Annotated in this window: 11 protein-coding genes and 1 pseudogene; 4 read left to right on the plus strand and 8 right to left on the minus strand. The window is 71.6% G+C overall.

The annotated features are described in order from the left end of the window. Positions 1-20: 20 nt before the first annotated feature. The 5 genes from F3J10_RS06105 to F3J10_RS06125 form a co-directional block, all read right to left on the minus strand. Positions 21-710 carry a DUF2894 domain-containing protein gene (locus tag F3J10_RS06105; RefSeq protein ID WP_240155405.1) on the minus strand — a complete coding sequence of 230 codons (690 nt, stop codon included), beginning with the start codon at positions 708-710 and terminating at the stop codon, positions 21-23. A gap of 1 nt (position 711) precedes the next feature. Then, complete coding sequence (locus tag F3J10_RS06110; RefSeq protein WP_025102026.1) at positions 712-1,386, minus strand: OmpA family protein; 675 nt, start codon at positions 1,384-1,386, stop codon at positions 712-714. Then, positions 1,383-4,682 (minus strand): DUF802 domain-containing protein, encoded by a 3,300-nt coding sequence (locus tag F3J10_RS06115; RefSeq protein ID WP_167241634.1) that lies wholly within the window; start codon positions 4,680-4,682, stop codon positions 1,383-1,385. The genes F3J10_RS06110 and F3J10_RS06115 overlap by 4 nt, the downstream gene beginning before the upstream one ends. A 10-nt stretch (positions 4,683-4,692) precedes the next feature. Then, positions 4,693-5,628: a DUF3348 domain-containing protein gene (locus F3J10_RS06120; RefSeq protein ID WP_167241636.1), complete on the minus strand. Its 936-nt coding sequence runs from the start codon at positions 5,626-5,628 to the stop codon at positions 4,693-4,695. A 201-nt stretch (positions 5,629-5,829) separates the two neighbouring features. Further along, positions 5,830-6,258 (minus strand): GNAT family N-acetyltransferase, encoded by a 429-nt coding sequence (locus F3J10_RS06125; protein WP_167241638.1) that lies wholly within the window; start codon positions 6,256-6,258, stop codon positions 5,830-5,832. 341 nt (positions 6,259-6,599) lie between these two features. Here F3J10_RS06125 and F3J10_RS06130 point away from each other — a divergent pair, with 341 nt between their 5' ends. Further along, positions 6,600-6,914, plus strand: a complete 315-nt coding sequence (locus F3J10_RS06130; protein WP_167241640.1) for a DUF4148 domain-containing protein — start codon at positions 6,600-6,602, stop codon at positions 6,912-6,914. Positions 6,915-7,102: 188 nt separating this feature from the next. Further along, positions 7,103-7,567 (plus strand): MarR family transcriptional regulator, encoded by a 465-nt coding sequence (locus F3J10_RS06135; RefSeq protein ID WP_025100244.1) that lies wholly within the window; start codon positions 7,103-7,105, stop codon positions 7,565-7,567. 297 nt (positions 7,568-7,864) lie between these two features. On the opposite strand, the gene F3J10_RS06140 is transcribed toward F3J10_RS06135, so the two are convergent. Both F3J10_RS06140 and F3J10_RS06145 read right to left on the minus strand, forming a co-directional pair. Beyond that, complete coding sequence (locus F3J10_RS06140) at positions 7,865-8,296, minus strand: DUF4148 domain-containing protein (RefSeq protein WP_167241642.1); 432 nt, start codon at positions 8,294-8,296, stop codon at positions 7,865-7,867. A 121-nt stretch (positions 8,297-8,417) separates the two neighbouring features. After that, positions 8,418-8,834 (minus strand): organic hydroperoxide resistance protein, encoded by a 417-nt coding sequence (locus tag F3J10_RS06145; protein ID WP_167241644.1) that lies wholly within the window; start codon positions 8,832-8,834, stop codon positions 8,418-8,420. On the opposite strand from F3J10_RS06145, the gene F3J10_RS06150 reads away from it, so the two are divergent. Continuing rightward, positions 8,833-9,141, plus strand: a complete 309-nt coding sequence (locus F3J10_RS06150; protein ID WP_167241646.1) for a hypothetical protein — start codon at positions 8,833-8,835, stop codon at positions 9,139-9,141. The two genes, F3J10_RS06145 and F3J10_RS06150, sit on opposite strands and share 2 nt — an antisense overlap. Here the strand turns inward: F3J10_RS06150 and F3J10_RS06155 are convergent. Next, positions 9,134-9,907: an alpha/beta hydrolase gene (locus F3J10_RS06155; protein ID WP_025100247.1), complete on the minus strand. Its 774-nt coding sequence runs from the start codon at positions 9,905-9,907 to the stop codon at positions 9,134-9,136. The genes F3J10_RS06150 and F3J10_RS06155 overlap by 8 nt on opposite strands. Positions 9,908-10,087: 180 nt before the next feature. Between F3J10_RS06155 and F3J10_RS06160 the strand changes: the two are divergent. Then, positions 10,088-10,939: pseudogene (locus F3J10_RS06160) on the plus strand (phosphohydrolase); the annotation flags it as partial.

Below are 10,939 nucleotides of genomic sequence, written 5' to 3' on the forward strand. Positions count from 1 at the left end.
GCAGCGCCGCGTGGGCGGGTTCAGCGTGCGCGCGTGCGCCGGGCCTTCTTCGCCGGCGCGCTGCGCGGTGCTTCCTTCGCCGTCGCCGCGGCCGGATCGGCCTGCATGTCCTCGAGCCAGGACAGCGCGTCGGCATAGGACAGGAACTGCCGCAGATACTCGGGCGATAGCTCGCGCATCAGCAGCAGCGCGCGATGCACCAGGCTGCTCGAGTTGAGCGGGCCGGCGTTCTTCGGCACGATGTCGAGCGATTGCTGGACCTGCTGGTCGGCGCTCAGTCGCGACCAGATTTCCCGGAAGTAGTCGAGCAACTCGGGCGGCGGGCCGCTGCGCGCGGTGCGTGTCCTGTCGAGCGCGAGCGTGGCGAACGGGCTCGGCGCAGCGGTACGCGGGGGTGGCGTCTGCCCGATGGCATCGGCCGATTCCTGGACATGCGCCTGGCGCGCGTCGAACGCCGCCGCGAAGGCTTCGATCAACGCTTCGAGACGCGCGTCGAGCACGCGCCCGACGGCGCCTTGATGAGCACTCGCGCGCCGCAGCAGCGCCTCGACGCGGGCGAAACCCGCCGGATCGAGGCGCTCGGCGCCTCGTTCGCGCCAATCGTCGAGCCGCGCGCGCGTGGGCGCGTGCCGATCATCGCGGGATGCGGGAGCGGCCGACGCGGCGTCGTTGCCGACCGGCTCGGGCAGCGGCTCGTGCATGGCGCTCATCTCAGTTCGCCGCCTTGGCCGCGGCGCCCGAGGCGCCCGTCGCCGCCGTCGAGCTGGTCGGGCGCGGCACGGCCGCGATCTCCACACGGCGGTTGCGCGCGCGTCCCGCTTCGTCGGCGTTCGAGCTGACCGGCTGCTCCGAGCCGAAGGCCGCCGCGAACACCGAGGCGGCGGGCACGCCCGAATCGATGAAGGCGCGCGTCACGGTCAGCGCGCGCTCGGCGGACAGTTCCCAGTTGTCGGCGAAGCGGCGATTGCCGGCGCGCACCAGTTGGTCGTCGGCGAAGCCGCTGACCATCAGGATCTGGTCGCGATCGTGCAGGTAGGCCGTGAGCGGCCCGGCCAGGCTCCTGAGCAGGTCGCGGCCCTCGGGCTGCAACTGGTCCGAGTTCACCGCGAACAGCACGTTGCCGGCGATGCCGATGCGCCCGTCCACCAGGGTCACGCGGCCGGCCGCGAGCGGGCCGGCCAGCGCCTGCTCGAGCGTCTTGCGCCGCTGGGTTTCGACTTGCCGCTGCTTGACCTCGTCGGCCAGGCGCGAGGAGGCCTCCAGCTGCATGCCGATCACGCCCACCAGGATCAGCACGAAGGCGCCGAGCAGGGCCGCCATCAGGTCGCTGAAGGCGGCCCAGACGGGCGCGGTCGGCTCCACGCCGCCGTCGATTTCCTCGTTCATGCCGGCTTCGCTCCGTCGAGGCGCTGCAGGTTCTCGACGATCTGCTTCTGCGACATCAGGCTCAGGTCAATCACGTCCTTGGCCTGCGCGACGTAGTAGGCGAGCTGCTCGTCACTGCGCGCGAGCGACTTGTCGAGCGAGGCCTCGATGCGCGCGAGCTGCGTCATCAGTTTCTGGTTCGAATCGCCGAAGTGCTGCACGGCCTGGCCGAACGCGTCGGCCAGGCTGGCCATTTCCACCGCGCTGCCGCCGACCTGCGCCGAGGCGCCTTCCAGCACCTGCGCGCCGACCTCGACTTGCTGGTCGAAGCGGGTGCCGACGCGTTCCAGCAACTCGGCCGAGGTCGAGACCAGCGCGTCGATCGCCGTGCGCTGTTCGTTGCTGGCGTGGCTCACCGCGTCGAGCAGGGTGGCGACCGTCGACAGCAGGCGGCCGCGCTCCTCCAGCATCGCGGTGTCCTGCACCATGCTCTCGGAGAGCTTCTGGCGCAGTTCCGCGACCACGTCGGCGGCGGCGCGCGGCGCCTGCGAGGCCGCGTCGACCAGGCGGCCGATCTCGGCGATGGTGCCGTTCGCGTGGGTTTCGGTTTGCGCGGCGATCGTGTCGGCGGTTTGGGCGAGCGCGTCGCAGATGCTTTGCTGGCGCTCGGCGGCTTGCCGAGCGGTATCGCGCCAGGCGGCGGCATTCGCTTCGGCGGCGCGCGCGATCTCGGCGATGGTGCCGCTGGCATGGGCTTCGGTTTGCGCGGCGATCGTGTCGGCGGTTCGGGCGAGCGCGTCGCAGATGCTTTGCTGCCGCTCGGCGGCTTGCGTGCTGGCCGCCTGCCACGCGTCGGCGTGGGCCGCGGCCGCGCGCGCGATTTCCTCCAGCGTGCCCTTGGCCTGCGTTTCGCCGTGCGTGGCGATCTCGGCCGCGGTTTTTTCCAGGGCATCGCAGATTCGTTGCTGGCGCTCGGCGGCTTGCGTCGAGGCGAGCTGCCATGCCGTCGCGTTGGCTTCGGCGGCGCGGGCGATCTCGGCGATGGTGCCGCTGGCGTGAGCTTCGGTTTGCGCGGCCACGTCGTTGGCGGTCTTCGCGAGCGCGTCGCAGATCGCTTGTTGGCGTTCGGCCGCTTGCGTCGAAGCGAGCTGCCATGCCGTCGCGTTGGCTTCGGCGGCGCGGGCGATTTCGGCGATGGTGCCGCTGGCGTGAGCTTCGGTTTGCGCGGCGACGTCGTTGGCGGTCTTCGCGAGCGCGTCGCAGATTACTTGCTGGCGCTCGGCGGCTTGCGTCGAGGCGAGCTGCCATGCCGTGGAGTTGGCTTCGGCAGCACGCGCGATTTCGGCGATGGTGCCGCTGGCATGAGCTTCGGTTTGCGCGGCGACGTCGTTGGCGGTCTTCGCGAGCGCGTCGCAGATCGCCTGCTGGCGCTCGGCCGCCTGCGTCGAGGCAAGCTGCCATGCAGTTGCATTGGCTTCAGCCGCACGCGCGATCTCGGCGATCGTGCCGTTCGTGCGCAACTCGGTCTGCGCGGCCACATCCTCGGCCATCCTGGCCAGCGCATCGCAGATCGCCTGCTGTCGTTCCGCCGCTTGCGCGCTGGCCGCCTGCCAGGCTTCCGATGACGTAGCGGCCAGGCGGGCCATCTCGGCCAGCGTCGTGTTCGCCTTGGTTTCGGTGCTCGCCGCCACCTCGCCGGCCGTTTTCGCCAGCGCCTCGACCACCGCCTGCTGGCGCTCGGCCGCCTGCGTGCTGGCGGCCTGCCAGGCCGAGGCAGCGGTTTCGGCCGCGCGCGTGATCTCGCCGAGCGCGCGATCGGCCTGCGTCCCGGCCTGCGCGGCGATCTTGCCGGCGGTCTGTTCGAGCGTCGCGCAGATGGCCTGCTGGTGCCGCGCGGCCTGCGCATTGGCCGACTGCCATTCCTCGCGCAGCGTCGTGCTCATCGCGGCCAGCGTGCCGGTCCAGGCCGCCAGGCGCGTCTCGTCGCGTTCGGCCAGGCCGGCCTGCAGCTCGCCTTGCGCGGCGCGCAATTCCCGCAGCAGCGCGCCGGCATGGGTCTCGAAGGTGGCGGCCGCGGCGCTGAGCGCCTGGCGGTTGTCGTCGGCGAGTTTCTCGCCGCTGGCCTCGTGACGCGCCAGCACGCTGCCCCAGGCCTGCGAGGCGCCTTCGGCGGCCAGCGCCTGGCGCTTCTCGACCTCGCGCAGCAACGCGGCCGAACGATTCTCGAAGCTGCTGTTGAAGCCTTCCAGCGCGCCGCGCAGCTCGCCCGCGAGCGCCTCGCCCGAGCGGCGATGCTCGGCCAGCGCCTCGTTCCAGATGCCGGCCACGCGCGCGGTATTCGTCTCGAAGCCGGCCGTCAGGCCGTCGAGCTGCCGGTCGACGGCCTGCATCAGCGTGCCGTGCAGCTTGCCGCTTTCCTGCGCGAGGCCGGCCATCGCCGCCTCGACCACCGGCACGATGGCGGCGCCCGCGGCGCGCGCGCTGTCGGCCGCGCTGCGGGTCAGGGTCTCGCCGAGCATGGCGGCCAGGCGCGTGTGGCTGGCCTCGGCCTGCTCGACGAAGGCCTGCTGGCCGGCGAGCTGGCGTTCGCCGAGCGTGGCGCCCTGGCGCTCGATGGCGGCGATCATCGCCTCCAGCCGCTCGACCAGGGCCGGCATGGCCTCGGCCTGCCGCTGCATCAGCGCGAAACCCGCCTCGCGCTGATGCGCGTGCGAGAACGGCCGCAGCGTGGACGCCACCAGCGCGTCGAGCTTCTGCACCGTCTCGAGCCGTTCGCGACGGCACAGCGCGGAGAGCAGCCCGAGCATCGCCGAGCTCGCCACGCCGGCGATCGAGGTGCCGAACGCGAAGCCGAGCCCGCGGATCGGCGCGTAGAGCGCGGCGCGGATCGCGTCGAGCCCGGTGGCGCCGTCCAGCGCGGCGCTGGTGCCGCGCAGCGTGGCGACCATCCCGAGCAGGGTGCCGAGCATGCCCAGCAGCACCAGCAGGCCGACCAGGTAGGGCGTGAGCGCGGGCGCGGGCAGGGCGGCACGCTCGCCTTCGACGCGCGCACGCACGGCGCTGCGCAGGCTCGGGTGCAGCGGCTGCAGCCAGGCATCGAGCGAGGCGGGCGCGGCGGCCGAGCCGAGCGCCCGCGCCAGGCTCGCGGTGGCCTGCCGGTAGCGATGCAGTTCGAGCGCGCCGCCCAGGTAGAAGGCGGCAATCAGCACGGTGACGGCCAGCGCGAGCGGATTGCCGCCGAGGTAGCCGGCGCCGATCCAGCCCACCACGGCAAGGCCGGCGAGGAAAACGAGGAGATCGATACGAAGTCGGGACATAGGCTTGGGATTAGCGGGCGCGGAGAGCCGCGAGCAGCCCTCCCACCGGTTGAAACCGAAGATCGAGTTCGGCGAGCAGGACGCTCTGCATGTCCTTGCGGAAGGTGTCGAGCCAGCTGTCGGGCGCGCTGGCCTGGGCCAGGCGGGCACGCAGCGGCGGCGCGACGTCGGCGGCCCGGGGCAGCGGGGCAGCAGCCGGCGTCGCGGCAGGGCCGTTTGCATGGCCGCTTGCGTGGCCGTTAGCCGGGCCGCTGCCGCCATCGTTGCCACGATGGTTGCCGTCGCTGCCCGCTTGCGCGGCTTCGCCGTTGCCATCGCCGTCGGTGGCTTCGGCTTCGGCGCGCGCTGCTTTCGCATCCGCGCGCAGCCGCTCGAAATAGGCGCCGAGCAGGCCCGGCACCGCGCCGAACAGGCTGCGCTCGCGCGCGGCGAGCGCGCGTTCCATGGTGGCGTCGAGCGCGGCCAACTTGGCCAGCGCCGGCGATTGCGCGGCCAGTCGCGGCCGCAGCCGCGCGCGCAGGTCGCCGATCTCGCTCTCCATCTTCTGCTGCAGGCTGAGGCAGCACTGACGATAGAGCGCGAAATCGGCGTCCGTCTCCGCCGGTTCGGGCGGCCGCGCCAACTGGGCCGGCGCGAACGCGCCGCCGCGCCGGAGCTGGCGCGCGGGCGCGAGCAGCGCGTCGTTGGCGATCGCCTTCGACAATGAGGAACGCAGGCTCAGGCCGCGCGCGGCCTCGTCCTCGCCGTTGCCGCGCAGGCCGGCCACCACCGGCGCCGGCGCGGCCAGCACCGAGGAGAGCGCGATCGCGTCGGTCCAGGCCACCCACTGGCTGAGCCGATCGGCGAGCGGCTGCGCCGTGCGTTGCACGTCGGTGCCGCCGAGGCGGGTCAGGATGCGGACGAGGGCCGGCGCGTGCAGGGAGCTGCGCTGCGGGAGTGACGACATGCTGCGAACGTGAAAAAAAGGCAGCAGTTTACACAAGGGCGCGGGCCGGGTTGCTTTTTTGGCGAGCGGGGGCCGGATCGCGGGCAGGCGCGCACGCGCCGGGGCGTGTGCCGCGATGGCCGATCACTACGCTGCGGGCCCTGCCGGGCGGGGTTCCCGGCCCGGCGGCAGCCGGCCGTGGCGCCCGATTCGCGTGCCGGCTCAGAGCGGGCGCAGCGTCTTCTTCATGAACATTCGCGAGAAGCCCGGCGGATAGTCGGGCAGCTCGGCGAAGCATTGGTAGCCGAGCCGCTCGTAGAACGGCCGCGCCTGGAATTCGAAGGTATCGAGCCAGGCCGCGTGGCAGCCGCGCGCGAGCGCCTCCTGTTCAGCCATCTGCATCAGGCGCGTGCCGACGCCGCCGCCGCGCGCGCTTTCCGGCACCACCAGCAACTGGATGGCCAGCCAGCCGTAGGCAGTCGAGGCCCACAGGCCGCCCGTGACTTCTCCGGCCGCTTCGCGCAAGGCCACCACCAGCGGGCGATTGCCGCTCGGGCCGCCGTTGCGGTCGTTGTAGGCCACCAGCGGGGCGGCGATCTGCTTGCGGACGGTTTCGTCCGCGACATCGGTCAACGTGTAGGTATAGGTCATGGTGTGTCGTCCGAATGGAGAAAACGGCGGGTACGGCCCTCGGGCCCGCGCGGGCGAACCGGCATGTATAGCGAGGTTTCGCGATCCCCGCAATGGCGGCGCGGGTTGCTCGGGGCGACGCATGGCGGCTGTGCCGTGCTCCCGGCACCCGGCAAGCATGGCGGCACGGTTTTGTACCGCGACGTATCCAGCGCGCGTCGCGAAACATCGGCATGCAAAAGCGGCCGGGCGCGGAAACAGACGGGATACGTGGGCGCGGTCTACTGACGGTACGCGATCAGCATCCCTGCGTACCGAAACCCGCAACCGAATGCCGTCCCATCGAACCCAGGAGAAACACCATGAAGCTTGCCCACGTCCTCGCCCTTGCCGCCCTCGCCACCGCCCCGGCGCTGTCCTTCGCCCAGACCAGCCAGCAAGGTCTCACGCGCGCCCAGGTCCGCGCCGAGCTGGTCCAGCTCGAACAGGCCGGCTACAACCCGGCCAGCGACCACACGCAATACCCGGCCAACATCCAGGCGGCCCTGTCGCGCGTCGACGGCGCGGCCGATGTCGAGGCCCGCGCCCAGACGCGTCCGGCCGCCGGCGATGTGATGCAGATGCCCTCGGCGCGGCGCGACCAGGCCGAGATCGACGCCATCTACGCGCATTCCTGATGCGGGGCGCGCGCCGCCGTGCCGCCCGGCACGGCCCGGTGCCATCGACCGGCGATGTCGACGCCGAGCCCGCCCGGCTCGGCTTTCGCCGTTCCCCGTCGTTCCGCCCGCCGAAAACTTCGGCACGCGACTATATCGCATCCGATATATAATCCGAGCTTCGACACCATGCATCGACAGGGGCGCCCATGACCCGCAAGGACAAGGCCGAGCCGGCCATCCCGAAGCTCGCCGATTTTCTCTGCTTCGCCGTCTACTCGGCGAACCTGGCGTTCGGCAAGGCCTACAAGCCGGTGCTGGACGAGCTGGGGCTCACCTACACGCAGTACATCACGCTGGTGGCGGCCTCCGAGCAGGACGAGCAGACCGTCAGCCAGCTCGGCGAGAAGCTGTTCCTCGAGTCGAACACGCTCACGCCGATCCTGAAGAAGCTCGAGGCGATGGGCTACCTGCAACGGCAGCGCGCCGCGCACGACGAGCGCCAGGTGCTGGTCAGCCTGACCCGCAAGGGCTGGCGGCTGCGCGAGGATCTCGCCAGCGTGAGCCTGGTGGATGCCTGCGGGCTCACGCCGGAGGAGTTCGACAAGACCCAGAAGGCGGTGGTCACGCTGCGCGACAACCTGGTGAAGTCGGTGCGCGAGGGCGCGGAATGAGGGGAAGGGGCGGCGCGCGACGGCGCGTGCGGGGAGCCGGGCTCGACTGCCGGCCCGCGAGTCGGATCCTTGAATCGAGTCCATGACGACGGCGCCGCGTGCGCCGTTTTTTCGTGATCAGCGCGCGTCGCGCCGTTCCAGACGAAAGCGGCCCTGGCCTTGTGCCCACGACCGGGATCGGGAGCACAAGGCCAGGGCCGGCGAACATCGCGGGCACGAACGAGGTGGCGGCGCGACGGCGAGCCGGACAATCCTGCCCGAATGAACTCGCCGCCACGCGGCCGGCGCGCCACGCGCTCAATGCCCGTAGTACACCGAACGCTCCGCCACGCGCGTGATCACCACGCGGCTGCCCGATTCGGCGATGGCCGGCATGTCGGCGCCGTAGCTGCTGGCGGCGGTGTCGTTCGAGGCCATCTTCATGTCCTGCACGCGCTTGAGCGCGGCCTGCACGTTGTCCGGGTAGTAGGGATCGTTGGGGCGGCTCGGCGAATAACCGGCGGCGACGATCTGCGCGAGTTCGGCGCGCACCTGGGCGCGCGTGAGCGGGCCGTTGCTTGCCTGGCGGGTGACGGCGGTATCGCTGCCGGGGCTGGCGAGCGGGGCGGCGGAGGCGGTGGCGACGCTGTCGCCGAAGCTGCCGGTGACCTGGCCGGCGGCCATGGCGGGTGCCGCGAGCGCGGCGGCGAATGCGACGAACAAGGCGGAAGCGACGATGCGGTGTTTCATGGTGGACCTCAAATGTCGAAGGTTTGCGTAGCCGAGTGATACGGGCAGGGCTGGGTCTTGCCGGATTCGCGCGCGGCGGCGGTGGGCGAGGGCGCCGTGCCCGCCGCCGCGCGCGGGTCGATCAGAGCAGGTTCAGCGTGACGTCGATGTTGTTGCGGGTGGCCTTCGAATACGGGCAGACCTGGTGCGCCGCGTCGACCAGCGACTGCGCCACCGCGCGATCGAGGCCCGGCAGGCTGACGTTCAGGCGGGCCTGGATGAAGTACTGCTCGTCGCTGGTGCCGAGGTCGATCTCGGTATCGACCGACACGTCGGCCGGCACCTTGACGCCCTGGCTGCGCGCCACGACCTGCATCGCGCCGATGAAGCAGGCCGACCAGCCGGCGGCCAGCAGTTGCTCCGGGTTGGTGCCGGCGCCGTTGCTGCCCGGGGGCGACAGGCGCACGTCCAGACGGCCGTCCGAGCTGCGCGAGGCGCCGTCGCGGCCGCCGGTGGTGTGGGTCTTGCCGGTGTACAGAACCTTGTCGATCTTGCTCATGGTGGTGCTCCTGATAATGGATGTCGGTGGTGTCGCCATCGCCGCCGATATCAATCGGATACGATGCGATCGTGCGATCAGTAATTCATGCCTTGCTGGACTCGAATCGTGCGGCCTGGCTTTCCTGCCCTGTCGCGCGGCTTCCCGCGTCCCGTTCGGCATGACGAGATTGGAACATCGGCACTTGTCCGCTTTGTTTCGTGGCGGGCCCGAATTGCATGTGCATGTATCGTCGATCGAGCCGGATACAGTGCGATACAAGCCGGCTGCCGGCGCGGCGCGCGGTGCCTGGCGCGGGCTTACTTGACGGCGGCCACTGCCTGCTCGATCACGCGCGCCACGTCGGCCGGACGCGAGCGCTGCGGCACGTGGCTGGTCGGCAGCTCGGTGACCTTCGCGCCGATCGCCTTGGCCATCGAGCGTTCCAGCGAGGGCGGAATCATCCGGTCGTGCTGGCTGACGATGTAGTACGAGGGCTTGTCGTGCCAGGCGGCGGTCGAGACCGCCTCGCCGAACGCGCTGCCCTTGATCGGGCCTTGGGTGGCGGCCATCACGCGCGCCTCGCGGGCCGGCACGTCCTGCGCGAAGTCCTCGGCCACCGCCTGCGCCGGCAGGCTCAGCCAGCCCTGGCTGTCGGCTTCCACGCGGGCGATGCCGGGCGACTTGGGCGCGTCCTTCGAGACGTCGGCCACCGATTGGCCCGCGTCGGGCGCGAAGGCCGCCACGTACACCAGGCTCGCCACCTTGTCGTCGCGGCCGGCTTCGGTGATCACGGTGCCGCCCCAGGAGTGGCCGACCAGCACCACCTTGCCCGGCTGCTTGTCGATCGCGCGCGTCGCGGCGGCCACGTCGTCGGCCAGCGAGTCGAGCGGGTTCTGCACCACGGTGACGTGGATGCCCTTGTCCTGCAGCAGCGGCACCACCTTGGCCCAGTCCGAGCCGTCGGCGAAGGCGCCGTGGACGATCACCACGGAGGCGGCGGGTTCGGCCGCGGCGGCGGCTGCTGAAAAGCCGGCCAGGCCGGTGGCGAGGCCGAAACCGGCGATCAGGGCTGCGATAGAATGGCGCTTCATGACGATCTCCTGGGTAAGTGGTGCGAGCCGCGATATCGGCTCGACTGGTAGCCAGTGTCGTCGTTGGCGCCTCGCGCCGGTATCGGTCGATCGACCGACCCGGTCGCCCGGGCCGCCGGGCAGTCCTCATGGCGCCGTTCGCGCCCCGATCCGAACCTTCCTCCCGCCATCCCGATCACGATGTCCGCAAGCACGGCAAGCCTCACCGACGCGATCCTCGCGCTGGCCTTCGTCGGCGACCTCAGCATGGGCCGCTCGACCGATCATTCGCGCCGCACCGCCTGCCTGGCCGGCTGGCTGGCCGCCGAGGCCGGCGCCGGCGCCGAGGCGCAGAACCATGCGCGCGCCGCCGCGATGCTGCGCTGGTCCGGCTGCACCGCCAACGCGAGCGGTTTCGCCGACCTGCTCGGCGACGACGTGGCCTCGCGCGAGGCGCTGATGGCGCAGCGCCTGCCGCCGATGAGCGCGCAGATGCATTCGCTGATCGTGCCGCTGGCGCTGATCCACTGCGAGATCTCCGGCGACATCGCGGTCACGCTCGGCATGCCGGCCGGGGTGGTGCTGACGCTGCGGCGCATCTTCGAGCGCCACGACGGCAAGGGCATGCCCGAGGGGCTCGACGGCGACGCGGTGCCGTCCACCGTCTATTTCGTCAATCTCGCCAGCGACCTGGAAATCCTCGCCCGCGCGCACGGCCGCGAAGCGGCGCTGGCCTATCTGCGCGCGCAGGGCGGCGCGAAGTATCCCGCCGCGCTGGCCGAGCTCTGCATCGCCCATGCCGAAGCCTGGCTCGACACGCTCGATGCCGGCGAACCCGACACCGCCGGCTGGCGCCTGGCCGACCAGCAGGACACGGCCGACGTGGCGCTGAGCCTGCTGGCCGACGTCACCGAGCTGAAGCTGCCCTGGCTGGCCGGGTACGCGCGCCGCGTGGCCAGCCTAGCCTCGCGCGCGGCGGCGCGGCTCGGCCTCGATGCCGCGATCGGCGCCGAGCTGGAGGCGGCCGCGCTGCTGCACGGCATCGGCCGCGCG

It is taken from the genome of Burkholderia sp. Cy-637 (assembly GCF_011753175.1).
GTDB classification, from domain to species: Bacteria; Pseudomonadota; Gammaproteobacteria; order Burkholderiales; family Burkholderiaceae; genus Burkholderia; species Burkholderia gladioli.

Coding starts and splice junctions, on each gene's coding strand:
- F3J10_RS06105 (WP_240155405.1), bottom strand. CDS start 710: ATGAGCGCCATGCACGAGCCGCTGCCCGAGCCGGTCGGCAACGACGCC.
- F3J10_RS06110 (WP_025102026.1), bottom strand. CDS start 1,386: ATGAACGAGGAAATCGACGGCGGCGTGGAGCCGACCGCGCCCGTCTGG.
- F3J10_RS06115 (WP_167241634.1), bottom strand. CDS start 4,682: ATGTCCCGACTTCGTATCGATCTCCTCGTTTTCCTCGCCGGCCTTGCC.
- F3J10_RS06120 (WP_167241636.1), bottom strand. CDS start 5,628: ATGTCGTCACTCCCGCAGCGCAGCTCCCTGCACGCGCCGGCCCTCGTC.
- F3J10_RS06125 (WP_167241638.1), bottom strand. CDS start 6,258: ATGACCTATACCTACACGTTGACCGATGTCGCGGACGAAACCGTCCGC.
- F3J10_RS06130 (WP_167241640.1), top strand. CDS start 6,600: ATGAAGCTTGCCCACGTCCTCGCCCTTGCCGCCCTCGCCACCGCCCCG.
- F3J10_RS06135 (WP_025100244.1), top strand. CDS start 7,103: ATGACCCGCAAGGACAAGGCCGAGCCGGCCATCCCGAAGCTCGCCGAT.
- F3J10_RS06140 (WP_167241642.1), bottom strand. CDS start 8,296: ATGAAACACCGCATCGTCGCTTCCGCCTTGTTCGTCGCATTCGCCGCC.
- F3J10_RS06150 (WP_167241646.1), top strand. CDS start 8,833: ATGGTGGTGCTCCTGATAATGGATGTCGGTGGTGTCGCCATCGCCGCC.
- F3J10_RS06145 (WP_167241644.1), bottom strand. CDS start 8,834: ATGAGCAAGATCGACAAGGTTCTGTACACCGGCAAGACCCACACCACC.
- F3J10_RS06155 (WP_025100247.1), bottom strand. CDS start 9,907: ATGAAGCGCCATTCTATCGCAGCCCTGATCGCCGGTTTCGGCCTCGCC.